The organism is Streptococcus sp. OMI750 (assembly GCF_047463895.1).
GTDB lineage: Bacteria > Bacillota > Bacilli > Lactobacillales > Streptococcaceae > Streptococcus.
On the sequence record NZ_JASHCZ010000002.1, the window covers coordinates 1 to 25,736 of the forward strand.

Annotated in this window: 27 protein-coding genes; 2 read left to right on the plus strand and 25 right to left on the minus strand. The window is 43.9% G+C overall.

Annotated elements, in window-relative coordinates:
* The coding region (locus tag QM830_RS04595) for an IS3 family transposase (protein ID WP_133162783.1) at positions 1–96 on the plus strand (96 nt) is incomplete at its 5' end.
* A 53-nt stretch (positions 97–149) separates the two neighbouring features.
* On the opposite strand, the gene QM830_RS04600 is transcribed toward QM830_RS04595, so the two are convergent.
* From QM830_RS04600 to yghU, 22 genes are all read right to left on the minus strand, one after another.
* Positions 150–1,472: an ATP-binding protein gene (locus QM830_RS04600; protein ID WP_414325786.1), complete on the minus strand. Its 1,323-nt coding sequence runs from the start codon at positions 1,470–1,472 to the stop codon at positions 150–152.
* On the minus strand, positions 1,469–2,122 hold the full coding sequence (locus QM830_RS04605) for a response regulator transcription factor (RefSeq protein ID WP_414325787.1): 654 nt from the start codon (positions 2,120–2,122) through the stop codon (positions 1,469–1,471). The genes QM830_RS04600 and QM830_RS04605 overlap by 4 nt, the downstream gene beginning before the upstream one ends.
* 70 nt (positions 2,123–2,192) lie before the next feature.
* Positions 2,193–3,569, minus strand: a complete 1,377-nt coding sequence (locus QM830_RS04610; RefSeq protein ID WP_049518729.1) for an ABC transporter permease — start codon at positions 3,567–3,569, stop codon at positions 2,193–2,195.
* 12 nt (positions 3,570–3,581) lie between these two features.
* Entirely contained in the window at positions 3,582–4,223 is a 642-nt protein-coding gene (locus tag QM830_RS04615; protein WP_080674687.1) for an ABC transporter ATP-binding protein, read from the minus strand.
* Between the two features lie 6 nt (positions 4,224–4,229).
* The gene (locus QM830_RS04620; protein ID WP_414325788.1) at positions 4,230–5,492 is read right to left on the minus strand and encodes an ABC transporter permease; all 1,263 of its coding nucleotides are present in this window, start codon (positions 5,490–5,492) and stop codon (positions 4,230–4,232) included.
* 207 nt (positions 5,493–5,699) lie between these two features.
* Complete coding sequence (locus QM830_RS04625; protein WP_315376220.1) at positions 5,700–5,897, minus strand: DUF3272 family protein; 198 nt, start codon at positions 5,895–5,897, stop codon at positions 5,700–5,702.
* Positions 5,898–5,935: 38 nt separating this feature from the next.
* Positions 5,936–7,612 (minus strand): DNA polymerase III subunit gamma/tau, encoded by a 1,677-nt coding sequence (dnaX, locus tag QM830_RS04630; RefSeq protein WP_349977182.1) that lies wholly within the window; start codon positions 7,610–7,612, stop codon positions 5,936–5,938.
* Positions 7,612–8,109 (minus strand): GAF domain-containing protein, encoded by a 498-nt coding sequence (locus QM830_RS04635; protein WP_349977183.1) that lies wholly within the window; start codon positions 8,107–8,109, stop codon positions 7,612–7,614. The genes dnaX and QM830_RS04635 overlap by 1 nt, the downstream gene beginning before the upstream one ends.
* Positions 8,110–8,566: 457 nt before the next feature.
* Positions 8,567–10,207 carry a mercury(II) reductase gene (gene merA, locus QM830_RS04640; protein WP_349977184.1) on the minus strand — a complete coding sequence of 547 codons (1,641 nt, stop codon included), beginning with the start codon at positions 10,205–10,207 and terminating at the stop codon, positions 8,567–8,569.
* A gap of 28 nt (positions 10,208–10,235) precedes the next feature.
* Positions 10,236–10,628, minus strand: a complete 393-nt coding sequence (gene merR / locus QM830_RS04645) for an Hg(II)-responsive transcriptional regulator (RefSeq protein ID WP_001863748.1) — start codon at positions 10,626–10,628, stop codon at positions 10,236–10,238.
* Between the two features lie 455 nt (positions 10,629–11,083).
* A complete protein-coding gene (locus QM830_RS04650; protein WP_009731302.1) occupies positions 11,084–11,764 on the minus strand; it encodes a YoaK family protein in 681 nt (226 codons plus the stop codon).
* Positions 11,765–11,958: 194 nt separating this feature from the next.
* Positions 11,959–12,597 carry a uridine kinase gene (gene udk, locus QM830_RS04655; RefSeq protein ID WP_009731303.1) on the minus strand — a complete coding sequence of 213 codons (639 nt, stop codon included), beginning with the start codon at positions 12,595–12,597 and terminating at the stop codon, positions 11,959–11,961.
* A gap of 142 nt (positions 12,598–12,739) precedes the next feature.
* Entirely contained in the window at positions 12,740–13,849 is a 1,110-nt protein-coding gene (locus QM830_RS04660; RefSeq protein ID WP_349977185.1) for a hypothetical protein, read from the minus strand.
* Between the two features lie 126 nt (positions 13,850–13,975).
* On the minus strand, positions 13,976–15,022 hold the full coding sequence (gene rfbB, locus QM830_RS04665; RefSeq protein ID WP_414325789.1) for a dTDP-glucose 4,6-dehydratase: 1,047 nt from the start codon (positions 15,020–15,022) through the stop codon (positions 13,976–13,978).
* Positions 15,023–15,224: 202 nt separating this feature from the next.
* Positions 15,225–15,818 (minus strand): dTDP-4-dehydrorhamnose 3,5-epimerase family protein, encoded by a 594-nt coding sequence (locus QM830_RS04670; RefSeq protein WP_003007862.1) that lies wholly within the window; start codon positions 15,816–15,818, stop codon positions 15,225–15,227.
* The gene (rfbA, locus tag QM830_RS04675; RefSeq protein ID WP_414325790.1) at positions 15,818–16,687 is read right to left on the minus strand and encodes a glucose-1-phosphate thymidylyltransferase RfbA; all 870 of its coding nucleotides are present in this window, start codon (positions 16,685–16,687) and stop codon (positions 15,818–15,820) included. Before rfbA ends, QM830_RS04670 begins: the two co-directional genes overlap by 1 nt.
* Before the next feature lie 134 nt (positions 16,688–16,821).
* Positions 16,822–17,253: a hypothetical protein gene (locus tag QM830_RS04680; protein WP_414325791.1), complete on the minus strand. Its 432-nt coding sequence runs from the start codon at positions 17,251–17,253 to the stop codon at positions 16,822–16,824.
* A 131-nt stretch (positions 17,254–17,384) separates the two neighbouring features.
* Complete coding sequence (locus QM830_RS04685) at positions 17,385–18,209, minus strand: ZIP family metal transporter (protein WP_414325792.1); 825 nt, start codon at positions 18,207–18,209, stop codon at positions 17,385–17,387.
* A gap of 224 nt (positions 18,210–18,433) precedes the next feature.
* Positions 18,434–19,549, minus strand: coding sequence for an NAD(P)/FAD-dependent oxidoreductase (locus QM830_RS04690; RefSeq protein WP_414325793.1), 1,116 nt, complete (start codon positions 19,547–19,549; stop codon positions 18,434–18,436).
* Positions 19,550–19,558: 9 nt separating this feature from the next.
* The gene (locus tag QM830_RS04695) at positions 19,559–20,356 is read right to left on the minus strand and encodes a Nif3-like dinuclear metal center hexameric protein (protein WP_414325794.1); all 798 of its coding nucleotides are present in this window, start codon (positions 20,354–20,356) and stop codon (positions 19,559–19,561) included.
* The gene (locus QM830_RS04700) at positions 20,343–21,032 is read right to left on the minus strand and encodes a tRNA (adenine(22)-N(1))-methyltransferase (protein WP_414325795.1); all 690 of its coding nucleotides are present in this window, start codon (positions 21,030–21,032) and stop codon (positions 20,343–20,345) included. The genes QM830_RS04695 and QM830_RS04700 overlap by 14 nt, the downstream gene beginning before the upstream one ends.
* A gap of 323 nt (positions 21,033–21,355) precedes the next feature.
* Positions 21,356–22,144: a glutathione-dependent disulfide-bond oxidoreductase gene (gene yghU, locus QM830_RS04705; RefSeq protein WP_414325796.1), complete on the minus strand. Its 789-nt coding sequence runs from the start codon at positions 22,142–22,144 to the stop codon at positions 21,356–21,358.
* Between the two features lie 137 nt (positions 22,145–22,281).
* Between yghU and add the strand changes: the two genes are divergently transcribed.
* Positions 22,282–23,301, plus strand: a complete 1,020-nt coding sequence (gene add / locus QM830_RS04710) for an adenosine deaminase (protein WP_414325797.1) — start codon at positions 22,282–22,284, stop codon at positions 23,299–23,301.
* Positions 23,302–23,336: 35 nt separating this feature from the next.
* Here add and QM830_RS04715 read toward each other — a convergent pair whose 3' ends face one another.
* The 3 genes from QM830_RS04715 to QM830_RS04725 all read right to left on the minus strand — a co-directional run bounded on the left by QM830_RS04715 (position 23,337) and on the right by QM830_RS04725 (position 25,588).
* Positions 23,337–24,020, minus strand: a complete 684-nt coding sequence (locus tag QM830_RS04715) for a DnaD domain-containing protein (RefSeq protein WP_414325798.1) — start codon at positions 24,018–24,020, stop codon at positions 23,337–23,339.
* A gap of 9 nt (positions 24,021–24,029) precedes the next feature.
* The gene (gene metA, locus QM830_RS04720) at positions 24,030–24,974 is read right to left on the minus strand and encodes a homoserine O-acetyltransferase MetA (RefSeq protein ID WP_414325799.1); all 945 of its coding nucleotides are present in this window, start codon (positions 24,972–24,974) and stop codon (positions 24,030–24,032) included.
* A gap of 101 nt (positions 24,975–25,075) precedes the next feature.
* Positions 25,076–25,588, minus strand: coding sequence for an adenine phosphoribosyltransferase (locus QM830_RS04725; RefSeq protein ID WP_006154681.1), 513 nt, complete (start codon positions 25,586–25,588; stop codon positions 25,076–25,078).
* Positions 25,589–25,736 lie beyond the last annotated feature (148 nt).

Below are 25,736 nucleotides of genomic sequence, written 5' to 3' on the forward strand. Positions count from 1 at the left end.
ATTGTAGACTATATTGATTATTACAACAACAAACGAATTAAGGTAAAACTAAAAGGACTCAGTCCTGTGCAATACAGAACTAAATCCTTTGGATAAATTAATTGTCTAACTTTTTGGGGTCAATACAAATCCTTGTTCGCTTTTTTTTATTATTGTGGATCTTTGGGAAGTTCCATACGGAAGCGTAAGCCCATAGCCGTTTTATCAAATTGGTAGGCCAGTTCTTCATGGTCCAGCAAGTGTTGGACCACAAAGAGCCCCAAGCCACCTTCCTTCTTCTGGCGGCTAGCGGTCATTGGCATCTCAGCGGTCTCTACCATTTCTTGACTGGTATTTTCAACCGCCAAGTGCGTCCCTTCTTCTTCGAGACGGAGCTGGATCTCTCCACCAACATCCGAATGCTTAACAGCATTACTGATGACATTTGAGAGGACCAATTTCAGAATCGCTGGGTCCATATAAACTGCTTTGTCAGGGATTTGATTGTCAATCGTGAGAGCGCGGGATTGAGCCAAGACCTTGTACTGGTCGAGGATCTGCTCTAAGACTTGATCCAGCTGGATCCACTCCTTGTCTCCGGCCAGTTCTTGGACAGAGGACAGGGATAGGATTTCTAGGACAATCTGGTTCATCTCATCGACGATATCGAGGGAGACCGACAGATAGCGGTCCCGATCCTTGTAGCGGCCGATCTTATCCCGCATATTTTCAAGGATAATCTTCAAGCTGGCCAGAGGCGTCTTGAGCTCATGCGAAGCTCCCCGTAGGAATTCCACCTTCATCTGCTCCAACTTCAGATTTTCCTGTTTCTGCTGCTCTAGATTGTCGATCACCTCTAAAAGATGGTGATAGAGGTCGTTGATCTGTTGCTTGAGAACGCCAATCTCATCCTGCGAATGAATGGGAAGACTAGCTGTCCGATCCAGCCGTTTCATCCGCTTGGTCATCTGCTTGATTTCAAGGATCGGAGCAGAAATCATGCGGGCATAGAGATAGGAGGCAATTAACGACAGAACAAAGGAAGCAAGAAGACTATAGGGAAGAAAGCCCAGACTGATGTCCCGCGCTTCCTTTTGCGAATCGACAGTCGCTAAGAATTGCAAGGTCAAGTCTTTCCCTTCCTGGGTCTGAATCTTTCGCTCTTCAATGACCAGCGAATTATTCTGGCTATCAGGGTTCAGGAGCAGGTCATCCTTGACCTCTAGGGCATTTTGTTTTTCCTTGCCCTTGATCGAGACCTTGATATCATTAGTCTTGGAATAAAGGTCGATGACCGACTCAATGGTCCTTTCTTCCTGCCCCTGGAAACTCTTAGCCAGGGCTTGCGATTTCTTCAAAATCGTCTGGCGCTGGGACTCGATATAGGTCGATGGAAAAATAAAGTAAACCGAAGCATGGAGAAGGATGACTAAGCTACTAAAAAGGGCAAAGGTGATCAGAAAGATTTTTGCAAAGATACTCCGTTTGGTCATGGTCTCTCCAATTTATAGCCGACATTGCGTACCGTAACGATACAGTCCAGCTCCAGTTTTTTTCGTAGTTCCTTGATATAGACATCGATCACCCGGTCAAAAGGAATCTCCTCCGTCTCCTTCCAGACAGCATCGAGGATCTGAGAGCGAGTCCGGGCCTTGCCTTCATGCTGGAGCAGGTATTCCAAGATTTCCAACTCCTTGGCATTCATGGAAATGGCTTGGCCTGCTATGCTGGCTGTGTAGCTCTCAAAATCCACCCGTGCCTCTCCATAGGTGAAGACCCGGGAAGGTTGAAGCTTTTTAAAAATAGCTTCGATACGGACCTTCAAGAGGGACAAGGAGAAGGGTTTTTCCAGGTAGCCATCTGCCAACTCTCCAAAGGCTGTCAACTTATAGTCCTCATCATGGAAGGCCGTTAGCATGAGGACAGGGACTGAGCTGGTCTTCCGAATAGTCTTGAGCACTTCCAAGCCATTGAGGATGGGAAGCTGGATATCCAGCAAGACTAGATCCGGCGCTTCTATGTGAAAGAGGTCCAGGGCCTCCTGCCCATCGCCTGCTTCAAAGACTTCATAGCCACATTCCATGAGATAGTCGCTCATCCCTTCTCGAATCAGGACTTCATCTTCTACGATTAGTATCTTCATACACTTTCCTTTTTATCTAAGAAACTTCTACCTCCTATTATACCCTATTTCTATTTTAGGAAACAATCTCTTATTCGACATCCACCAAAAGTTCCTTTGGTTTCTTATGCAAGAGCCATTGTGAAGAAAGGATGGATACCAAAATCAAGAGAAGCCCACCGACCAAAACAATCACCAGCAATTGGCTCGGTTGGATGTCCATATGGAGATCTGTCAGGGTCTTACTGAAGCTTTCCGCCTCAGCTCCTCCACCAAGGTTGGCTGCAGAGGATTCTTGAGCCATTTGTTTGGCAATGCCACTGGTGACGTTTTTGAGCACCGTATCTCCCACTGCTTTGGCAAGAAGACCTGCGACTCCATAGGAGAGGAGGAAGGCTGGAATGGAAATCATGACCAACTCTGCCACAAATTGTCCTGCAATCTGCACTTTAGAAAGCCCTAGGGCCAGCAAGATACCCACTTCTCTGCGACGGGCATTGAGCCACAAGACAAGGAGAAGAGTGAGAAGCAAGCTAGCAAAGATGAGGCTGCCGATAAACAAGTAGTCCGCCACTTGGAACATACTGCTGATGGATTTTTGCAAGGCTGGGTAGTTGGAAGAGCTCTTAACCAAGTCGAAGTAATTCCATGGAATATCCAAGGCTTTGATTTTTTCGATCAAGGCATCCAGGTCCTGATCCCCTTTGGCAAAGAAGGTCGCATCCTCATAGGTAGCTGTTTGGACAGTATTGCCATAGAGTTTGGCAGCTGTATCCAAGTCAGAAATGAGGGTATCTTCATATAACTCTTGGGCGTAAGTTAGAGGAGCTTGGTTTTTTCCTGAGAACAAGCCTTTAATGGTCACTTCGACGGTTTCATTGGCCCCTTTTTCATTGTCAGCATCATAGAGGTTGGACTTGAGGCGCACCTTATCGCCTACCTTGAGGCCATTCTTTTTCGCCAAATCTTCGTGCATGAGGATTTGGTTTTTGTCTTTATCCGTCAGGTGCTCCCCTTGGACCAGCTTGTAGGCTCCAGAGACAAACTTATCTTCTTTTGAAGAGTCATTGACCCCTGTCACCATCAAGGTATTCTTGAAGTGTTTAGCCCGCTCTGGAGATTGATTTTGTAAGGTTTCTTCGGTCTCAATGATCTCGTGGTCTAGGATATCTGCGATGGCATTGATCCGCTTGATGGAGGAAGTGATCCCCTCTACCTGGCTGATTTTTTCGATATCTTCTCCTCTGAGATTCCCAGCTCCCCGAGGGGTTCCTGGATTAGTCCTGCGGTTGATCTGCATGGAGAAGCTATTGGTGATGGATCCCAGGCTTTCCGATGAAGCTTTTTGGGTCGCACCCTTCATGGAGAGTCCGATCAAGCTCAAGGTCCCCATGAGGAGAATAATGGCAAAGAGCAAGAGAGACTTGGGCCATTTACGTGTGATATAAGCAAAAGCATTTCGCAACATAAGATTCCCTCCTTACTTGCTCTTCTCAACGAGGCTACGACGACTCAATTCCAAGACCACATCGGAGGCCTCTGCCACTTCCTTACTGTGGGTGACGACGATGACACATTTTTGGCGCTCCTTGGCCAATTTCTTCAAAATGGCAATGATATCACCTGCTGTCTGTTCATCAAGGTTTCCTGTCGGCTCATCTGCCAAGATGACAGGTGCTTCTGAAACGAGCGCACGCGCAATGGCCACCCGCTGTTGCTGCCCTCCGGATAGTTGAAGGACATTGCGTTTGATTTGCGTTTCATCCAATCCCAATTCCAAGAGAATGTCTTTCCCAGCTTGTTTGTTGACCAGGCGGACATTTTCAAGTGGCGTCAAATAATCAATCAGATTGTAATTCTGAAAAACCAAGGAAACATGGTGCTTGCGGTGGTAGCTAGACCCTTTGGTCTGGATGTCCTCCCCATCAAAGAGAACCTGCCCCTTCTTGGGATTGTCTAGACCAGCCAAGAGGGAGAGGAGGGTCGATTTCCCTGCTCCAGACTGACCGATAATGCTGTAAAATGTCCCATTTTTGAACTGATAGTTCACGTCTGAGAAGATCTCTTCTTGGTAGCTTTGGTAGCTATAGGATACATGTTTGAGTTCTAACATAGGTGTCATTTCTCCTTAACTCATTTTTGTTAATATTTCTTTTGGACTCTTGCGCCAGATCATGCTGGTCGTTACACCGAGCGACAGAAGGATCAAGCACAAGAGGCTAGCATAGGCGATTCCTAAGGAAAGGCCTTGAGGGATTTGGTTGAGCAAGTCTAGGGTCTGCTGTTGACCTGTCTGTCCGACAAACTGCTCTAAGAAACGATGGCTGACCAGCCGCCCGATGAGAAAGGCTGGGATCACCGCTAGTAAGGATACCAGCACCACCTCCAAGAGGAACTGTCTAAAGATCCGGCCCTTGCTCTTCCCAATGGATAAGAGCACCCCGATTTCATGGATCCGCTCCCGTGTCCAGAGACTGAGTAAGAGCGATAGGGCACCGGCTCCCGTCACTAGGAGGACGATCATCATGATCCGTACCAGGCCTTCTAAGGTCTGAGAGGATTCCTTCATCTGGTCAAAGGCCTTGCGATCTTCGACCACGCGCAGAGATTGCCAATCCAGATCCAAGCTTTTGACTTGCTTCAAGAGGGCATCGATTTTCTCAGGATCTTTGACGCCAAAGGTGACCTGGGTCACTTCTTGCCGACTGAGACCTAGGAGCTTAGTCGCATCCTCATAAGGGAGGTAGACTTGGTTCTCACTCAGATCTGAGGTCATCCCTGTGAATTTTTCCTGTTTCTTACCTGAAAAGATCCCTACGATTTTAAAGGTTTGCTCTTTGGCAGGAGTCTCTCCCATCTGAAAGCTGGATAAGGTCAAGGAATCTCCGACCTTTAGCTTGTTCTTCTTAGCCAACTCTTGGTGGATCAAGATCTGGCCGCGAGCCTTGTCGGATAAGTGCTTGCCTTGCACCAGTTGGAAACTACCACTGCGGAAATCCAGGTGCTGGTCTGTCTTCTGGGTGAAGACAGCGCCTAGTGCTTGCTTGGCTTCCTGCCCCAGATCATCCCGCTCTACCGACTGCTGCCCCGTTACCGCTTCTTTCCCAAGAATGCGAACGGGACTTTCATATTGTGGGACCATGGATCCTACCCCAGCTAGTTGCTGCACTTTTTTAGCCTCCTTCAGAGCAAAGGGAGCATTCCCCTGCTTACTGGTCAGGGCAAAGCTGGTCCCAGCCGACTGCTTGATGTGGTCCTCCAGTCTTCCTCCCACTTGCATCAGTGAAAAACAGAAATACAAGCAAGAGAGGATCAAGAAGAGAATCAGAAAGAGGACCAGATTCCTCGTTCTTTTTCGAGAAATATAGGCGATTGCCTGTTGTAAGAGCATGATCTTACCCTCCATTTCAAGGTCCACAGCGATGCATTGTGGACGCTTTCATCATTTGTTGCTTTCATTATAGAGGAGAAATGTGAAATGTTTATGAAATAGAAAAAATTTCCTAGAAAAATCTAGGAAAGCTGTTCAGTCGTTTAGAGTCACTTTATCTATCGCCATAGAAAAAAACCTTTGAAAAAGAATTTCTTTTCAAAGGTTTTATTTTCTTTTCTTTCTGATTTCTTTTTCAATGGCACTAGCAATCTTCTCCACCATATAGGCCGTCTGGAGATTGCGCAAGATCAAGAGGGCCCAAAAGAATGCAAAGAACATCTGCCCCTCCATGGTCGCTTCATTGAAAAAATAAGTCTCCATAGCAGTAAAGACTGCTAGCATCACAAATTGTTTTGTATTCATATCATCATTTTACCATGAATCAGTAAAAAATTCATGTATTAATCGTCTTGAAGGGTGATTTTATCAGATAGGAAGGTAAATTCCTCAGGAATGAGGCTATCCTCTTCTTCCACCACTTCCGCTTTTTGCCCACGTGTCTTGGCAGAAAACTCTGCCCGGATTTGAGTCCATTCCTCTAGAGAAACCGCTAAAATCTCTGGAGAAAAGCCTGCAGCATTGCTGAGGATATTCCCAAACATGGTATTGAGGTTGTCCCGCTTCATGGTCTGTTCAGCATTAAAGGCAGACTCAAAAGCTAAAATCGCGTGATTTTCATTGGCAGCGACTGGCTGGGATCCGATTAAGAGGGCCTTATCCGCACCTGCCAAGCTCTCGATAATTTCCCCCCATGCATTCTGAAGACGGATCAAGTTGGTCCGTGCCAACTCTGGGTTTTCGACCGCCTCTTGTAAAATGGCGTTGACCTTATTGCGATCTGCCCGATAGCTCTTGTTCGACTTAGTTGAACGAGTTACTGCTGGTTTTGAAGCAGAAAGACTGCTACCTGATTGCGCTAACTGTTGCTTGAGTTGAGCAATTTCCTTCTTCAAGTCTTCCAGCTGAGCTAGCACATTAGAAGGAACCTCCACAGCAACTGACTTAGAAACTTGACCCGTTCTTTCAGCCAATTTAATGGTCATCATTTCAGTATAGATGCGCGGTTGCAGACTATTTTTGATGTCCGCTAGACTAGTCGTCGCCTGATCAATCAGAGCAAAGAGACGAGCTTGATCGGCTGCAAGGTTGGCCGCAAACAAATCACTAGCATGGGTATTTTCTCCACCTGTTTGGACAATCAAGAGATCTCTCAGGTATTGAAGTAAGTCCGCGACAAAACGAGCCATATTCTTGCCATTATCAAAGATAATCGCAAGTTGATCCAGCGCAGCTGTCGCATCATGAGCCAGGATGGCAGCCACGTACTGATCGAGCGCAGCTAGACTGATGGAGCCCGTGATCTCTTCAGCAATCGCGGTCGTCAACTCACTACCCGCAGTCAGACTCAGGGCTTGGTCCAAAATCGACAAGGCATCCCGCATCCCACCTTCAGCGCGTCGAGCGATGATCTGCACAGCATCTGCTTCATAGGCAATCCCTTCTGTAGCTAGGATGCTTTCCAAATGGTGAACGATATCTGGCAGTTTGATGGATTTGAATTCAAAGCGTTGTACCCGTGACAAAATAGTTGCAGGAATTTTGTGCAACTCTGTCGTAGCGAGGATAAAGACCACGTTTTCCGTTGGCTCTTCCAGCGTCTTCAACAAGGCATTAAAGGCCCCTGTTGAGAGCATATGGACCTCATCGATAATATAGACTTTGTGCTTGGCTAGACTTGGAGCATAGGTCGACTTGTCGCGAATATCGCGAATTTCATCGACCCCATTGTTAGAGGCTGCATCGATCTCGATAACATCTTCTAGACTCCCATTGGTAATGGATTCACAGATATAGCAGTCGTTACACGGCTCCCCATTGACTTGATTAGGACAGTTCATAGCCTTAGCAAAGATCTTGGCCACACTCGTTTTCCCAGTTCCACGAGGTCCAGAAAAGAGATAGGCATGGCTGATCTTGTCCTGCTCCACTGCCTGCCTCAATGTCCGTGCCACCACTTGCTGGCCGACTAATTGACCAAAGGTCTGGCTACGGTATTTCCGATATAAAGCTTGATACATTAGTTCTTAACTCCAAACATCTTAAAGTCCCAATTTGTCTTTTCGATCAAGATGGTGACAAACTCTTCCAAATACTCTTGATCCAGCTGATCGTAGTCAGAGACGCATTCTGAGTCCAGGTCTAAAACCCCAAGGAGTTGACCGTCCTTGACCATAGGCACCACAATTTCACTCATAGCCCGGCTATCACAGGAAATATAGTTGGCATGTTGGCGGACATCATCGACAATCATGGTTTCTTGCTTCTGGGCCGCTTCTCCACAGACACCCTTTCCAAGTGCGATGTGGACACAAGAGACACCACCCTGAAAGGGTCCCAAGATCAATTCTGACTGGTCATACAAATAAAAACCCGCAAAGACAGAACGAGGCAGGGCTTGATTTAAGAGAGCACTGGCATTGGACAGATTAGCCAAGGCATTGCTTTCACCCGTTAAGAGAGCGTCTAACTGTGCCAGTAAAAGTTGGTATTGTGATTCTTTTTCCGATTGTTTCATACCTTCCATTATACCAAATCTTTGCCCAAAAATTAAGCTTCAAGCAGCGAAAGAAAAGAGAGTGGGACAGAAATCGGTCATTCGTTAGAATTCGATTTCGTCGTCCCACCTCCGCACAGTTGAGTAGGGCTGTAAAAGCTGATGAAACCAGCGTAGTAGAGCCCACTCAACCACTGCGTCTTGCTCGACAATCCAAAAACAATTAAGAGGCTATGACTTTTGCCCCAGCCTCTGGAATATAGATAAACTAATTTTGGGTATTCGGATTTTATGGTGGAAAAGGGCTTATAAATCACCCTTCTCCAAATTCTTAATAAGTGTGGAAAAATCGACACCTAAGTTGTCTGTAATGTCGAAATCATCAGTGTTAAATTATTTTTGTGACCACAAATTCACTTAGAAAATCCCTTAAAGCATTAGCTGGTTCACTTGAATAGGGAGTTGTAAAAAAGTTCCCTTAGCCTGCACAACAAGATAATTTCGAAATATCTTTATCGAACGTAAGTGCAACTAATTTTAGCCCTTCAGCCATTGTTAAATATGGTGCTAGGGTTTCTGTTAAATCTTCTATCGTTAAGCCAAATTTAACAGCCAATGATGCTGCATAGATGACATCTCCTGCATTTTCAGATACATTATGAACCCCTAATACTTTTAGTGTTTCTGCATCTGCTACTAGTTTAAATACACCGGTTGTTTCACGGTTTACAATTGCTCTTGGAACAGCATCTAAAGGTAATACAGATGTCTTCACATCATACCCTTTCTCTTTTGCTTGTTCTTCTGTTAAACCAACCGTTGCAACCGTCGGATTCGTAAACGTAACAGCAGGAACTACCGATAAATCTATTTTTTTGTTTAATCCACCAATAGCATTATCAGTAATAATTCCACCTTCATAGGCTGCTACATATACAAATTGTGGTCCTAAAGTCACATCTCCTGCTGCATAAATCTTTTCATTACTTGTTTGACCAAAATCATTGATCAGGATTTCATTATTTTTTCCAGTTTCAACACCTGCTGCACTTAAATTTAAAGAATCCGTATTTGGTTTTCTTCCAGTGGCAACAAGTAACTGATCTGATTCAATGACTTCTCTACTGCCATTTACTGTTACGTAAACCCTTTTTATCTCTCCATTTTGTTCAACACGCTCAAAAGTTGCCCCTTTGACAAGGTTTATACCCTGTTCAATTAACGCTTTTTCAACTGACTCTGAAATCTCAGGATCATACTCCTTTAAAAGTCGCTCACTTCTTTGCATAAGCGTTATTTCTGAACCTAAATGATGAAATAGTTGTCCAAGCTCCATTCCAATGTATCCTGAACCAATTACAGTTAATCGTTTTGGTATTTTCTTTAACTCAAGAAGTGTTGTACTAGTTAAATAGTCCATTTTTTCAAGTCCTGAAATTTGGGGCAACGAAGGCGATGCACCTGTTGCAATTAAAAAGCGTTTTGCAGATAACTTTGCCCCATTGACCTCAACCGTACTAGCATCAACGAATTTTGCTTCACCTTTAATTAAATCAAAATTATATTCATCAATTAAATCCATATATTTTTGATTCCGAAGTTCGTTCACCAATTTATCCTTTTGCGTGATTAAACTAGCTAAATCCACTTCTCCAGCGGATGTTTGTAAACCTATAAACGGATTGTCTTTTGATAAATGATTGATTTCCCCTGCCCTAAGAAGAGTTTTTGACGGAACACAGCCAATATTCACACAGGTTCCCCCAACCGTTCCACGCTCAATCATTCCAACTTTTGCACCGTATTCTATAGCTTTAATTGCCGAAGAAAAGGCAGCAGCACCAGAACCAATAATAAGAAGGTCATAATTTTCTTCATTAATTAACGCCACGTTTTCTAGTGATGATACTTCTTCAATTTCTCCGGCTTGGTAATTTGCTTCATCAATCGCCTTTATTGCACTTTCAACCTCAATATCATCGGGCAGTTCAAATACTGCTTCACCACGACGATAACTAGACTCAATATTTTTAGCACCTATCTTTTCAAGTGCTGATTCTACGTGTTTTTCACAACCCGTACAAGTCATTCCTGAAATGTTTACCTTAAATTTATTCATAAAAAAGCTCCTTTCGTTAATTAATCTCTCATGTTAATGTTTCTATTATTGGACACGAATGTAATTGCTTTTCATCTGGACATCGTTGTTTTAAGTCGTCTAACATAGTTTCAATTCGTTTTAAATCCTCTATTTGTTTTTGCACTTCCTTTTGTTTTTTAGAAACAAATTCAAACATATCTTGACAACGAACTTCATCTTTATCTACAACACCAAGTAATTTATAAATCTCGCTTAAAGAGAAACCAAGTTCCTGTATTCGTTTAATAAACCCAACACGCTTAACGTCATCATATGAATATATCCGATAACCAGCTTCCGTTCGGTGAGGTTCTTGTAATAAATTTTTTCGCTCGTAATATCTGATCGTTTCTTTATTAACTCCACATTTATCTGCAAACTCACTAATGCGATAAATCATCTTATTTCATCCCCTGAATATTATAAACCATGTACCATAGTACACGGTCAAGTAAATTGGACTATTTTATTTTTTTCCCAAAGTATCACTCGTATGTGATTGATACTTTTATATAATACTATTGATTATCCTAACATCCCACCAGAAAATCCGATTTAAACACCAGTTGTTTTTAAACTATTAAGAAAGTAATTCCACTATATATTCCGAAGACCCCTAATTTTTAGTAAAATAACTTAAGCGATTCTGCAAAGAGATAAAATCGAGGTCTCATTAATTTAAATTGATAAAGAATATACTAAACTTTCCGCTGTGAGAAAAGTGCCTGAAGCTTAACTGCTTCAGGCACACGGAATTATTGAGACCTTAGGCTCAATAATTAGTCATGGAACTTCTTCGAAGAAGTTCGCTGACGTCCGCACTCACCTAAGGAAAGTTATTTATGATACTTTTATCTATTCATGCCGCCGATTGAAGTGAAAGACTTCAAAATATTGAATGGCCCGGTAGATTAAAAAGATGGTCAAGATGATGGCCACCAGCCAAATCGTCTTTAATCCATAAAACTGGATCAAGTAGGTCGAAAAAATGGCCCCACAGACGAAACTCCCGATCAAGCAGGTCATAAAGATGGCTTCCCAGAGGAATTTCATCTCCTTTTCTCTGACAAAATTTCCATAAGCCACCATGGTTTTCTTGAGATTTCCGGTCATAAAAGAGTGGTTGTAGGCATAGCTACCTACTTCTCCAAATGAGGTCGCTACGATTCCTAAACTCAGGCCAAAAAAAGGCACGATGAAGACATTTTTTACCGATGCTGGCAAAAATCCCGTCACCAAAGTTGTGAGGATATAGGGCACTAGGGTACTCAAGCGCCAGACTGAATTATCAATCAAGCGACGCAAGACCGTCATTAAAAAGATCCCCAGCATAAAGGCCAGCATCGTGGCTAACTTCACTTCTACATCTGAGATCTGCTGGCCTATCAAACCAACCGATAGAAAGACCACATTTCCCGTCTGGCCTGCCGCCAAGGTCCCACCCCGACAAATAAAGGTATAAGCATCTGAAAAACCAGCACACATGGTCAATAAACAAGCGAACGCCTTGGTCCGCGAATGAAACTCCCTTTTCATTTCCATTCTCCTTAGGAAAAAGAGGGAGTGGTACCAAATGTTTAAATAAACATTTCCCATACTACCCCACAAAGTTGATTGAAAACTCTTCTGAGTCTTTTAGCGAATGAAGAGTCTCATCAACTACTGAGACATTCCGTCACTCCTCATATCCGTAGACACTTGGTGACCAGTTGCCCTTCTTCTCTCTTTTTCTATTTTCCCTCACGCGCTTCGTTGAGGATTTTTTCAATCTTGGTTGTGATCAAATCAATCGCTACCGTGTTGGTCACTCCTTCAGGAATGATCACGTCCGCATAGCGCTTGGTTGGCTCAATGAACTGATGGTACATGGGTTTCACCACTCCAAGGTACTGCTCAATAACGCTATCGAGACTCCGTCCACGCTCCTCCATATCGCGCTTGATTCGGCGAATGATCCGAACATCATCATCCGTATCAACGAAAATCTTGATGTCCATCAAGTCTCGAAGGCGCTTGTCTTCAAGGACTAAGATTCCTTCCACGATAAAGACATCCTGAGGTTCCTGGCGATAGGTCTTACTACTGCGCGTATGCTCTGCATAGTCATAGGTTGGGATATCCACCGGACGACCTGCCAAGAGTTCATTGATCTGCGCAATCATCAAGTCCGTATCAAAGGCAAAAGGATGGTCATAGTTGGTCTTGATCCGCTCCTCAAAAGTCAAATGACTTTGGTCCTTGTAATAAGAATCATGCTCAATCATGGCAATCTTTTCATCTGGAAAATTTGCCAAAATGGCACGGGATACACTGGTCTTTCCACCACCAGAACCACCAGTAACACCAATAATAATAGGTCTATTTTGCATTTTCTACTCCAATACCTCTAATCGCTTGAAAAGGTCCTAACCTCTCCACTATATCTTATCCATTTTACCATATTTTTTCCTAGACTTGAATCATTTTTACCGATGAAATTTGGACTAAAAAAGGACCTCTCAGTCCTTTAAATTATTTTGTTTTTTCTATTTTTCCATTGTACTCAAAATGATTAGTTAGAACAATAATTGTTTTTCCACCATTTGTTGCTAGAAAGTAAAAATAATCCCCAACTTTTTTGTAAATATCTTTTGGATTATTCACATGATATCCCTGAGCTTCTAATTTTGATTGAATTTCATAGAATTTTTCTTTAAATTTTTCTTCACTAAATTTTTCTCCATTCTTAAGGGCTTCATCCTTTTCAGCCTCCTCAAGAGAATAAACTGCGAATACCTGTGGATCTCTCTTTCTAGTTGTTAAAATGCCATTTTTATTAATTGTAATTGTATCGTTATAGGAATTATTTTCATAATACATATTCCACTTCCCAACAAACGCTTGAGACATAGCAACTTTACGGTAGGTCATGGCTTTTTTCAATTCTTTTGGTTCAAAATATAGAGATCTTAATCTATATCTATCATTACTAAATGAAACCATTGTTCCATCTTTTTGAATAAGATTATAATAGGTATTTTTATCACTGTGAGCAACAATAACTTCTTTCGTTTTTAAATTAAAAATACGATCAAAATCTTTTAGTGATTTCAGATCAGATTTATTCACTTTTTCTAAAAATTGAGATAGTTCCTTATCAGCTTTATCTCCTTTTGTTAATGATTGAATTTTAATATTTCCATCTTTTATTATTCCTTTTCGATTTGTCTCATAAACAATCGCATCAGAATCTGAAATATTGGACCAAATTCCATCTAGACTTGGTCCTCCTGTAAAGAAAAAGATCCAAACAAGAGTAATTGCCGTAACAATAGCGACGACTGCAAGACCGAACTTTGTTGGTTTATTGAAAGACAATGTCGATCTTTTTGGTCTTGGAACAGGATGCGGTGGGACAAAAGCTGTAGACTCTTGTGAAAGAGGTGCACTAGGGGCAACAGACGCTTCCTGAGTAGCAGCCTGAGCTTCAGTTGTTGGAGCTGGTGTTACTGTTGTCGGAGCGCACAAATCCTTAGGTTCGACTACAAACTCCCCTTTTTCACGCGCTTCTTGAAATTCTTGCATACTTGGTTTGCGACCATTGATCACTTCAAAATATTCAACCCAATCTCTTTGATTCATCATCGCTTCCCCTTTTCATTCAGTATAGAAACTATTCTTATTATACCATAAATCAATTCCCTATTTAGTGACTTTTTTAGAAAAGCAAGAAAAAGTCCAAGCGGTTTCCCACTTGGACTAACATCCTTATTTCAAAACTTCTTGTGTTTTTGCGTAGTTGGCTTCGACAGCTTCTTTTTCAGCTTTCCACCAGTCTTGGTGATCGGTGTACCACTTGATGGTTTCTTCCAAACCTGCTTCGAAGTTGGTGAATTGTGGTTCCCAACCTAATTCTTCACGTAATTTTGTTGAATCGATGGCGTAACGTAAATCGTGACCAGCACGGTCTGTTACACGGTCGTAAGCATCTTTTGGTTGACCCATTTTTTCAAGGATCAGTTCAAGCACTTCCTTGTTGTTCTTTTCACCATCAGCACCGATCAAGTAAGTTTCACCAATACGGCCCTTGGTAAGAATAGCCCAAACACCAGTTGAGTGGTCGTTGGTATGGATCCAGTCACGGACGTTCTTTCCTTCACCATAAAGTTTTGGCTTGATGCCAGACAAGATGTTGGTGATTTGACGAGGGATAAACTTCTCGATGTGTTGGTATGGTCCATAGTTATTTGAGCAGTTTGAAATGGTTGCCTTAACACCGAAGGAACGAACCCAAGCCTTCACAATCAAGTCTGAAGCAGCCTTGGTTGATGAATAAGGGGATGATGGGTTGTATTTGGTTTCAGCAGTGAATTTTTCACCAGGACCTTCCCCATGTCCAGGAAGATCTTCACGCAATGGAAGGTCTCCATAAACTTCGTCTGTTGACACGTGGTGGAAACGGATATCATACTTGCGAGCCGCTTCCAAAAGTGTGTAGGTACCGATGAAGTTGGTGTGGATAAATGGTGATGGGTCATTCAATGAATTGTCATTGTGGCTTTCAGCCGCATAGTGAACAATCGCATCAGCCTTAGCAGCCAATTGGTCAACCAATTCAGCGTCAGCAATATCACCAACAACCAATTCAACACGGTCACCAAGGATTTCTTCAATGTTAGCACGGTTACCAGCGTAAGTGAGTTTGTCAAGGACAGTCACATGCACGTCTGGATGATTGTTGTAGACATAGTGTACGAAGTTTGAACCGATGAAACCTGCGCCACCAGTTACGATGATATTTTTATATTCAGTCATTTTTTCTCCAAATAGTTTTTAGTTTTGATTGTTCCTTTAGCTAGTGAGGGACGCCAGCAACCCTTCGGTTTCATGGCTAAATCCGGAGTCCATGTCTCCGGATTTCCCTACAAGATTCCCTACGGCAATCTTGTTTCCACTAGGGCAGGAACAATCCTACCAGGCTCCTTGCAGTCGCAAAAATACTGTGCAAGGTTTATTTTTACAAATCTTCTGCTTTTAGGGGTTTGACGTCTTTGAGCAGTGGGTGATTCTTGTCTGCTTCTGAGACTTCTGCTTCTTCCAAGTTTTCCCATTGGATATCTAGGCTTGGGTCTGCGTAATTAACAAATGCATATTTTGGCTTGAGCTCCAATGCCCAGTAGTCATTGACTAAGTAGGTATAAGCCACTTTATCCGTCAAAACTTGGAATCCATTGGCAACTCCACGAGGGACAAAGATTCCTTTAGAAGCATCGATCACAGTTTGGTAGGTGTTCCCAAAGGTCTCACCTTCACGAAGGTCTACCCAAGTACCGAGAACCTTTCCTTCATCTGCTACAGAGATGTACTTATCCCAAGGTTCTGCGTGCAAGCCACGCAAGACATTCTTACGAGAGAATGAAATGTTGTTTTGCAACTTGCCTTCCGCAAAGAAGCTTTCTGGAAAACCAAGAGGAAGCATCTTCTCTTTTTGGAAGTTTTCCTTGAACCAACCACGGTTGTCCCCACGAACTGGAATATCAAACTCCATCAAACCTGGAATCGCTTCAATCTTGCGGGCTGCTAATTCTTTCTCGAAAAATTGTTCTGTCATTAAGCTTCTCCAATCAAACGGAGCAAATATTGTCCGTACTCGTTTTTCTTCAGAGGTTGAGCCAATTCATAGACTTGCTCTTTAGTAATATAGCCCATATGATAGGCGATTTCCTCAAGGTTAGCTACTTGGACATTTTGCAAACGTTGAACCGTCTCGATATATTGAGAAGCCTGCAAGAGACTTTCATGAGTTCCTGTATCCAACCAAGCAAAGCCACGGCCCATGAGCTCAACAGAGAGATCTCCACGCTCCAAATAGGCCTTGTTGACATCGGTGATTTCGAGCTCTCCACGAGGACTTGGTTTGATGTTTTTGGCAATCTCTACCACATCATTGTCATAGAAGTAAAGCCCAGTCACCGCAAAGTTTGATTTCGGATGTTCTGGTTTTTCTTCGATTGAGACGGCATTCATGTCCGCATCAAACTCTACCACACCAAAACGTTCTGGATCTTTGACTTGGTAACCAAAGACAGTAGCGCCTTTTTCTTTGGCTTCCGCCCGTTGCAACATCTTGGTTAAACCATTTCCGTGGAAGATATTATCTCCAAGTACGAGGGCAACGTGATCGTCACCGATAAAGTCTTCTCCAATGATAAAGGCTTGCGCCAAGCCATCTGGGCTTGGTTGCTCTGCATAAGAGAGGGAAATCCCAAGTTCAGAACCATCTCCAAGAAGCTCTTCAAAACGAGGAAGGTCTTGAGGAGTTGAGATGATCAGGATATCTTTGATCCCTGCCAACATAAGGGTTGATAAAGGATAGTAGATCATTGGTTTGTCATAAATGGGCATCAACTGTTTGGAAGCCGCACGTGTCAATGGATACAAGCGAGTTCCTGAGCCACCGGCTAAAATAATACCTTTCATAATGTTAGGCCTTTCTACGTTGTCATTACCCTTATTTTATCATGTTTATATAAAAAAGTCACTTTGCATTTATGTTACAAGGAAATGAGAGTTGTAGAATTGTTAGCATTGGTCTTACTCATTGTTCAAATAGATTACTGCTCCTTGACTGAGCCGTCTGAAAACCTTACCTTTACTCCCGAATTGGTCGTGCCTTTTCTAGAATCCATAAACCTTTGAAATCCCTCATCTTGGTTATCATAGATCCCTATCTTCATTTTATGAGCATCTTTATCATAGGCCAATTGGTGTTGCTTTGAAATCCCATCAGAAAATGTGAGTTTCACCTCAGCTCCCCATGCGTCTGAAGGAATGGAGCTATAGGATGGGTTTTTAATCTCAATCTCCTCAATTCCCTCGTAAGATCTCTTCAAGGTCTTTACAAGGCTGACTTCGTACTCTCGGTTCCGTCGCTTTTCCTCCAATTGTTTGTTCATATAAAACAAAGAAATCCCAACTACCATAAGGAGAGCCAAGGCGATGACCATCATCCTTTTGCTTTTCTTTTTAAACTTGATTTTTACCATAAGACGATACTCCTTACTAATGAAGATCCCTTTTTGAGCTACCTTCGAGCTGTATCTGACTATCTTTTTTATCAAAGACAATAACAGCAATCAAAAAGAGAGTTCACTATGGTGCTCTCCTTTTCTGTTCCTTATCCCAAAGCGACGTCTAAGATCATCATAATGACAAAGCCAACCATGAGTCCGAGGGTCGCAACATCTGTGTTGCCATTGGTCTGGGAGTCTGGAATCAACTCTTCGACCACTACAAAGATCATCGCACCTGCCGCAAAAGAAAGAGCATAAGGCAAGATAGCCGTCATGGATAAGACCGCCACTGCCCCTAGCAGGGCTCCTACTGGCTCCACGATGGCTGACATGGAACCCCAATAAAAGGCATTAAGACGGGATTTTCCATCCGTCCGAATCGGGATCGAGAGGGCAGCCCCCTCTGGGATATTTTGCAAGCCAATCCCAATGGCCAAACCAACCGCCCCGATAAAGGCTTCTGGACTTGGATTACTAGCCAGAGCTCCAAAGGCAACCCCGACTGCCAAGCCTTCTGGGAAATTGTGGATGGTAATAGCGAGAAAGAGGAGGGTCGTTTTAGACAACTTCTTCTCTCTCGGAGTATGGATACTCTCTGCCTCTTCAATCTCCTTCGTCATATGAAGGTGAGGGACGATGGCGTCGATCAAGCGAAGGAAGAATCCTCCAGTTAGAAAACCAATCGCTGCTGGCAACCAAGCCAAACTTCCATAGGAGTTTTCCGCATACTCAATAGACGGTTGCAAGAGGGACCAAAACGATGCCGCAATCATGACCCCTGCCGCAAAGCCCATCATGATGTCCAGTAATTTTCGACTAATATGTTTGAAGAAAAAGACGATGGCTGACCCGATAATGGTACAGCCCCATGTAAACAATCCTGCGAGAAAGGCCTGTAAGACCACGGATTGTGATTGAAACCAATTCATAACAACTCCCATTTCCTTGTTGATTCACTTGTTCTATTCTACTATTTCTATCCGAATTAAGGAAGGTCTTTCGAAAAAAAGAGGCTGGGACAAAAGTCCTAGCCTCTCAATTATCTTTGGATTGTCGAGCAAGACGCAGTGGTTGAGTGGGCTCTACTACGCTGATTTCGTCAGCTTTTACAGTCCTACTCAACTGTGCGGAGGTGGGACGACGAAATCGAATTCTAACGAATTTCCGATTTCTGTCCCACTCTCTTCTTCACATATTGTTCAACTGGATAATCTGCTGGGTCTAGGCGCACCTTTCCTCCTATTACTAGTTGGGCCAGGTGCCACCCAATAAGGGGACCAGTTGTGAGGCCAGACGAACCTAGGCCACTGGCGACATAAATACCAGCTTGATCGGGAAGAGCTCCCCAAAAGGGCGAGAAGTCACTGGTGTAAGCTCGGGTACCTACGCGCTCACCGACAACTGTCGCTTGAGCTAGTTCTGGATAGTAGGTCAAGGCTTCTGTTTCCATCTGATTCAGTAAAGCTTGATCCACCGTCAGGTCAAAGCCCATCTCATTCTCATGGGTAGCTCCCATACTGATCTTGCCTTGCTGGAAGGGAATGATATCCAGTTCTCCTTCTGGCATGACCACAGGATAATCATCAGTATCTATGTCTAGCTGATAATCCCTCAACTGTCCTTTTTGTGGACGGACATCCACTTGGTAGCCAAGTGGCTCAAGGATTTGCCCCAACCAGGCTCCTGTAGCTAGGATGGCTTGGTCATAGCTCTCTCCTGCTATCTGATAGCCATCATCCGAGGCGGAGAGGGCAACCTCTTCCTTGATGACTCTTGCGCCACTTGCCTTTAGAAGGGTTTCCGTTAGAAGGGCTCCCTCTACATGGGCCCCACCTGAGGCATAAAGGAGCTGTTCAAAGCCTTGCAGACCTGGGAACTGTTGACCTACTTCTTCTTTGGTTAAAACCGCCAATTCCCCAATTAAGGGAGATTCTTCCCGTCGACTCAGCGCCAACTGATAGAGTTCATCTAATTTCTCTTCCTTCTTCTTAAGGAGATAGACCCCTGTCTGCTGGTAAAAGTCTGTTTCGATTCCGTCCTTGGCCAGGTCCTCTACTAATTCTTGATAGAAATCAGCTCCTAGCCGAGCCAGACGATACCAGGACTTGTTTCGCCGCTTAGAAAACCAAGGGCTAATGATCCCAGCCGCTGCCTTGGTTGCTTGGCCAACTCCGTGATCATAGACGGTGACATCTATCTGTGCTTCCTTGGATAAATAATAGGCTGCAGTGGATCCAACGATCCCTGCACCGATAATGGCAACTTTCATGATAACCCCTTAGATATGGTAAAAAGGATTGGTGCTGGCTTGACTGCCAATCACTTCGATCTCCCACGCTTCTTCAGACTTCCACTGATTGAGTTTTTCGACTAGTTTCGACACAAAGAGAACTTCGATATGGTGACCTGGATCCAAGGCAAGGAGACCATCGCTCAGCATGTCTTGAGCCGTGTGGTAGTAGATATCTCCTGTGATGTAGACCTCAGCCCCCTTAGCAAGAGCATCCTTGTAAAAGGATTGCCCACTTCCTCCACAGATAGCGACGCGCTCAATGACCCGATCCAGGTCCGCCTGGTCATAACCAACCAAGCGCAAAGCATCTAAGCCAAAAGTTTCTTTTACATTATGAGCCAACTGGCCAAATGTTTGAGATGGTACTTGACCGATACGGCCGATTCCTAGACCTTCTCCTGTCATGCTGAGGGGCTCTGCGTCTTCAATTTCCAAGAGCTGGCAAAACCAATCGTTGAGACCATCTGGGACAATATCAATATTGGTATGGCTGACATAGACTGCGATATCGTGCTTGATCAAGTCAATATAGATTTGATTTTGAGCCCGATCGGAAACCAGATCCTTAATAGGACGAAAAATAGGCGCATGCTTGACGATGATCAAGTCCACTCCATGGTCAATGGCTTCTGCCACCGTCTGCTCCCGGATATCCAAGGCTACCATGACCTTCTTGATGTCTTTTTGCAGGGTGCCGACCTGTAAGCCACAGACATCTCCCTCCATGGAAAGTTCCTGAGGACAGTAGACTTCATAGCGTTTGATAAGTTCACTTGCTAGCATTTAGGACCTCCTTGATTTGTGCGATGCGCTCTTCTAACGATGCTCTGGCAGATTGATTCTCAACTGGGACCTGCTCCAAGGCAAAGGCTAATTTCTCCACTTCCTTGGACCATTTTTGAACAAAGGCTGGAGCTTGTTCCCGCATCAAATAGGGACCAAAACGCAGTTCCTTAGCTGACAACTCTTGAGAACCCTGTTCGACCACGAGGATCTCATAAAACTTCTCATTTTCTTCTAAGATAGCTTCATCAACTATGCGAAAATCATGGTCTACTAACCAAGTCCGCAATTCATCCTCCCGATTATTGGGTTGCAAGACCAAGCGAGAAACACCGGCTAATTTCTCAAGCCCTGCTGCTAGGATATCTGCAATCAAGCGCCCGCCCATTCCTGCGATGGTGATGCAGGAAATACTATCTGTTGGTTCAAATGCAGCCAAGCCATTAGCTAGGCGAACTTCAATCTTGTCCTCTAAACCATTATCGGCGACATTTTGCAGGGCAGACTGATAAGGTCCCTCAACCACTTCCCCTGCAATAGCAACCTCAATCTTGCCTTCCTGTAAAAGAGCGATTGGGAGATAAGCATGGTCACTTCCCACATCTAACAGACGCGCTCCTTCTGGGACAAAGCTAGCCACCAAGTCCAAGCGATTTGATAATTTTGTAAATTCCATGTGCTTCTTTCTATACTTTTATTCCAACCTTTAGTATACCATGTTTGCAGCATTAAAAAAAGGCGCGACGGCGCCTTGTCAAATTGCTTCTATATTGTTCTAGCTAGATATATAATTTGAGAAATCTCTTATTTTTGGAGCCAATAAAATACGTATTGAGTTTTCCGCAGTGAGAAAAGTGCATGGAACTATTTTGTTTCATGCACTCGGGAGTTTTGAAACCTTAGGTTCAAAACTAAGTCATGGAACTTCTACGAAGTTCGCTGACGTCCGGACTCACCTAAGGAAAATCTCAATACAATTGAATTATCTATGCTTAGACTTTAGTCAATTTCCTTATATTCCACTTCCAATCCTCGTTGCACTGCTGGGCGATTAGCAATTTTCTCTGTCCAAGCTTGCAAATGCTTGTATTCCTTCACATCTAGGAAAATTCCCGCACGATCCCAGACCTTGTCTTGAGCTAGACGGCCATACCAAGACCAGATGGCAATATCTGCAATAGTATAGTCATCTCCTGCGATATAAGGTTTGGTCGCCAATTCTTTGTCCAGTAGGTCCAATTGGCGTTTGGCTTCCATGGCAAAGCGATTGATGGCATACTCGATTTTTTCAGGTGCGTAGTGGAAGAAATGGCCAAAGCCTCCACCTAAGAAAGGTGCAGCCCCTGTCTGCCAGAAGAGCCAGTTAAGCACTTCGGTCCGTTTAGCAGGATCTGCTGGAATCAATTGTCCAAATTTCTCCGCTAGATACAAGAGAATATTGGCTGATTCAAAGACCCGAATGGCTTGGTCACCTGATTGATCCAACATGGCTGGAATTTTCGAGTTTGGATTGATGGCTACAAAGTCACTGCCGAATTGATCCCCATCACCAATCTTGATGCGATAAGCGTCATAGCCCGCATCCACACCCAACTCTTTTAGTTCTTCCAGCATAATAGTCACCTTGATCCCATTTGGAGTTGGAAGAGTATAGAGTTGAAAAGGCTGGTCGCCTTTTGGAAGGCTTTGTTCAAAGCGGGCACCTGCTGTTGGTTGGTTCAAGCTACCCCAGGCTCCACCCATTTGATTTGGCGCTTCCCATACTTCCGGTAATTGATAATCTGACATCTCTGTTCTCCTTTTTCTACGTTACTACTAGCATATCAAATCCCGTTCGCACTTTCAAAAATCTGCTACGCTAGCTTTACTTGACTTTTCTTAGCAAAATGATAGTATAGAAAAAATACATTTTAAGGAGAAAAAATATGTCCACAATTGACTTTCATAGTTTGGCAAAGACGGAACTCCACTGTCACTTAGACGGTTCCTTGTCTCTTCCGACTATTCGCCAATTGGCAGCCCTGGCCAATATTGACCTTCCTGCTAGCGATGAGGAGCTCAAACACCATGTCACTGCCCCTGCCCACTGTGAGAATCTTTTGGACTATTTGGAGGCCTTTGACTACATTCGCCCTCTCCTTCAGACCAAGGAAGCCCTGACCCTTGCTGCTTACGATGTGGCTAAGCAAGCGGCTCTGGAGAATGTCCTCTATATCGAGGTTCGTTTTGCCCCAGAGTTGTCCATGGACCAAGGACTTACCGTCCCAGAAACTATCGATGCTGTCTGTGAAGGATTGCGCCAAGCCCAGGATGAATTTGGCATTACAGCCAAAGCCCTCGTTTGTGGCATGCGCCAGTCGGACCAAGAACTCACCTCTCGTATCCTTGCCGAAGCTAACCAGGTTAGGGATCAATATTTTGTTGGTTTTGACTTCGCTGGAGATGAGCACCACTATCCACCACAAGCCATTGAGGCCCTCATCCAACAGGTCAACAGTTACAACCGGCCCATGACCCTTCATGCAGGAGAATGCCACTGCCCAGCCAATGTCGCTCAATCCATGGCCTATAGTATCAAACGAAATGGTCATGTGACCTTACTAGCTGTTGAACCAGAACTTCTAAAAGAGTTTGTAAAAAATGGGGTCACCGGTGAGCTCTGCTTGACAAGTAACCTTCAAACCAAAGCAGCTGCAACTGTGGAAGACTTCCCTTACCTCAAGATGAAGGAAGCACATGCTCACATCAGTATCAACACCGATAACCGGACCGTATCTGATACGGATTTAACCAAGGAATACAAGCTCTACCACCACCACTTCCAAACGACGCCAGCTGATTTTTACCAGCACAATGTCGATGCTATCCAAGCTTCCTTTGCTAGCGACGAAGAAAAGCAAGAACTCCTGACCAAACTAGAAAAAGCTTACGCGGACTATTTATAAACGAAAAAAACTAGCACTTTATGAGTGCTAGTTTTTTAATCCTTCCACAAATCCATGGCCTGTAAGAAATCGTCTGAAACTGTCACATTGCGTGGGTTGGCTTGCTCGCGTTCTTGTAGTTTCGCCTCTACTTGGACCAGACTGTTGATGCCTTCACTGCGCCAGTTTCGCAAAATGGCCTGGATATATTTCCAGTGAGGCTTGCCATTAAAGACAGCTTCTCGTAGCGCTGCCTTGATCACATCTGGGTCTGTCTGATCCTCGCGCACGGTCTTGGTCAGGTCTTCAATCTCAAAAGGCGTCAAGAGTCGTCCCAGTTCTTGTTGGAAGGTTTCCACCAAGTCCTTGATGACATTTCCCTTGGCAGGAGCACTCTGTGCCTTCCCTTGTGTCTGAGCCTCTAAAATTTCATCCAAGCGTTCCAGGGCAATGGTCGCATCAAAGATGGCTTCAATCTCGCCATTGAGCTCAATGGTCCGATATTGAAGAAGTCCCTTGGTGGTCAAATTGGACATAATCCGATTGACCTCTGTCACCGTTTTTCCCAGATGACTAGCAATCTGATTAGGAGTCAAGGTCTCTTGACCGGTCGTATTTTGAAGGAAGAAAAACTGCCAAACCAAGTAGTCATCTGCTTGGTCAAACAATTCATGATAATGAAAAAGCAAGGCACTTGGAAGAACCAAGTTGCCATACTTAAATGCTTGTGAATATGTCATAATTCCCCTTTATAGGTAACCATAAAATGAAATATCTTTTTCCAATTCTTCCAAGCGGTAAGGTGTTTCTTGATAAACCGCATAGTTGATCCAATTACTAAAGAAGGTTGTCGCAGCTAGATTCCAGCGAATGCGAGGCTCTGTACTGGCATCATCGTGGTCAAAATAATTCTTAGGAACATCCGGATCCAAGCCAGCCTTGACATCTCGGTTGTATTCCTTAGCCAGCGTATCGCGATCATATTCCAGATGGCCAAAGCTATACACCTCACGCATGTCTGGGCTAGCAATGATGGAAAGGCCAACTTCATTTCCTTGCGCAATCACCTGAAGATTGCTCTTTTCAAGGACTTCCTTCAAAGGAACATCCGTATAGCGAGAATGAGGGGCAAGGAAGCGATCGTCAAAGCCTCTCATGAGCAGACTTTCCGGACGCACCACTGTTTGGTCATAGATACCGGATAGCTTGTCACAGAGGGCTACTTTTTGAATCCCGTAACGGTAGTAAAGACCAGCCTGAGCTCCCCAACAGAGGTGCAAGGTGGAAAAAACATGACGCTTGGCCCATTTAAAGACCTGGGTCAACTCATCCCAGTAGTCCACTTCTTCAAAATCCATCTTTTCGACAGGTGCTCCTGTCACAATCAAACCGTCATAGTAATTATCCTTGATATCCTCAAAGGTCTTGTAGAAGCTCTCCAAATGTTCTGCCGCTGTATTCTTGGACTCATGGCTCGCCATATAGAGGAAATCCACATTGATCTGCAAGGGTGTGTTGGCCAAGAGGCGTAAGAGCTGGGTTTCTGTCGCAACCTTGGTCGGCATCAGATTAAGAATGAGAACATTCATGGGCCGAATATCCTGGTGAGTCGCCCGAACATCATCCATGACAAAAATATTTTCTGAACGAAGGATATCGACTGCTGGTAATTTTTTATCTAGAGTAATTGGCATAAAAAGCTCCCATCTTACAAGTTCTTAACTAACATTATATGATAGGAGCTTATAGTTTTCAATTATGGTTTTTCTGTAGCCAGTTATAGTATTAGACTATATTAGTAATGCATCAAAACTTTGTAGTCGTAATCGCCGATCGCTTCGCGACCTTTCAATTCATCCAACTCGATTAAGAAGGCACACCCTGCAACGACCCCACCGAGTTTTTCGATCATTTCGATGGTTGCTTTCACCGTACCACCAGTCGCCAAAAGGTCGTCAACGATGAGAACACGTTGACCTGGTTTGATAGCATCTGCGTGCATGGTCAAGGTATCCACACCGTATTCTTTTTCGTAGTCAGCAGAGATGACTTCACGTGGCAACTTACCAGGCTTACGGACAGGTGCAAATCCAATTCCCAACTCAAAAGCTACCGGACATCCAACGATGAACCCACGCGCTTCAGGACCAACGATCATATCGATCTTCTTATCGGTTGCGTATTGAACGATCTCACGAACCGCATAACTATAAGCATTACCATCTGCCATCAAAGGGCTGATATCACGGAAGGTAATTCCTTCTTGTGGATAGTTTTCAATGCTTGCAATGTAATCTTTTAAATTCATGGTTAACTTTCTTTCATAAAAAATTTTTACATTCCATTATACCATGAATTCTACTAACTTGCATCATTTTTGCCAAATCATTTTCCCATACCTGCAGCAACAGCAAAATGAGGCTGGGACAAAAGTCCTAGCCTCTCAATTGTCTTTG

Bases quoted from the DNA above. Each gene is read 5' to 3' on its own strand.
- udk (WP_009731303.1), bottom strand. From the start codon at position 12,597: ATGCAAAATAGACCTATTATTATTGGTGTTACTGGTGGTTCTGGTGGT.
- QM830_RS04700 (WP_414325795.1), bottom strand. From the start codon at position 21,032: ATGGAATTTACAAAATTATCAAATCGCTTGGACTTGGTGGCTAGCTTT.
- QM830_RS04635 (WP_349977183.1), bottom strand. From the start codon at position 8,109: ATGAAACAATCGGAAAAAGAATCACAATACCAACTTTTACTGGCACAG.
- QM830_RS04660 (WP_349977185.1), bottom strand. From the start codon at position 13,849: ATGAATCAAAGAGATTGGGTTGAATATTTTGAAGTGATCAATGGTCGC.
- QM830_RS04600 (WP_414325786.1), bottom strand. From the start codon at position 1,472: ATGACCAAACGGAGTATCTTTGCAAAAATCTTTCTGATCACCTTTGCC.
- QM830_RS04685 (WP_414325792.1), bottom strand. From the start codon at position 18,209: ATGAATTGGTTTCAATCACAATCCGTGGTCTTACAGGCCTTTCTCGCA.
- QM830_RS04690 (WP_414325793.1), bottom strand. From the start codon at position 19,549: ATGAAAGTTGCCATTATCGGTGCAGGGATCGTTGGATCCACTGCAGCC.
- QM830_RS04610 (WP_049518729.1), bottom strand. From the start codon at position 3,569: ATGTTGCGAAATGCTTTTGCTTATATCACACGTAAATGGCCCAAGTCT.
- rfbA (WP_414325790.1), bottom strand. From the start codon at position 16,687: ATGAAAGGTATTATTTTAGCCGGTGGCTCAGGAACTCGCTTGTATCCA.
- QM830_RS04605 (WP_414325787.1), bottom strand. From the start codon at position 2,122: ATGAAGATACTAATCGTAGAAGATGAAGTCCTGATTCGAGAAGGGATG.
- QM830_RS04670 (WP_003007862.1), bottom strand. From the start codon at position 15,818: ATGACAGAACAATTTTTCGAGAAAGAATTAGCAGCCCGCAAGATTGAA.
- add (WP_414325797.1), top strand. From the start codon at position 22,282: ATGTCCACAATTGACTTTCATAGTTTGGCAAAGACGGAACTCCACTGT.
- QM830_RS04695 (WP_414325794.1), bottom strand. From the start codon at position 20,356: ATGCTAGCAAGTGAACTTATCAAACGCTATGAAGTCTACTGTCCTCAG.
- QM830_RS04725 (WP_006154681.1), bottom strand. From the start codon at position 25,588: ATGAATTTAAAAGATTACATTGCAAGCATTGAAAACTATCCACAAGAA.
- yghU (WP_414325796.1), bottom strand. From the start codon at position 22,144: ATGTCAGATTATCAATTACCGGAAGTATGGGAAGCGCCAAATCAAATG.
- QM830_RS04680 (WP_414325791.1), bottom strand. From the start codon at position 17,253: ATGGTAAAAATCAAGTTTAAAAAGAAAAGCAAAAGGATGATGGTCATC.
- QM830_RS04715 (WP_414325798.1), bottom strand. From the start codon at position 24,020: ATGACATATTCACAAGCATTTAAGTATGGCAACTTGGTTCTTCCAAGT.
- dnaX (WP_349977182.1), bottom strand. From the start codon at position 7,612: ATGTATCAAGCTTTATATCGGAAATACCGTAGCCAGACCTTTGGTCAA.
- QM830_RS04650 (WP_009731302.1), bottom strand. From the start codon at position 11,764: ATGAAAAGGGAGTTTCATTCGCGGACCAAGGCGTTCGCTTGTTTATTG.
- metA (WP_414325799.1), bottom strand. From the start codon at position 24,974: ATGCCAATTACTCTAGATAAAAAATTACCAGCAGTCGATATCCTTCGT.
- rfbB (WP_414325789.1), bottom strand. From the start codon at position 15,022: ATGACTGAATATAAAAATATCATCGTAACTGGTGGCGCAGGTTTCATC.
- QM830_RS04620 (WP_414325788.1), bottom strand. From the start codon at position 5,492: ATGCTCTTACAACAGGCAATCGCCTATATTTCTCGAAAAAGAACGAGG.
- QM830_RS04625 (WP_315376220.1), bottom strand. From the start codon at position 5,897: ATGAATACAAAACAATTTGTGATGCTAGCAGTCTTTACTGCTATGGAG.
- QM830_RS04615 (WP_080674687.1), bottom strand. From the start codon at position 4,223: ATGACACCTATGTTAGAACTCAAACATGTATCCTATAGCTACCAAAGC.
- merA (WP_349977184.1), bottom strand. From the start codon at position 10,207: ATGAATAAATTTAAGGTAAACATTTCAGGAATGACTTGTACGGGTTGT.
- merR (WP_001863748.1), bottom strand. From the start codon at position 10,628: ATGATTTATCGCATTAGTGAGTTTGCAGATAAATGTGGAGTTAATAAA.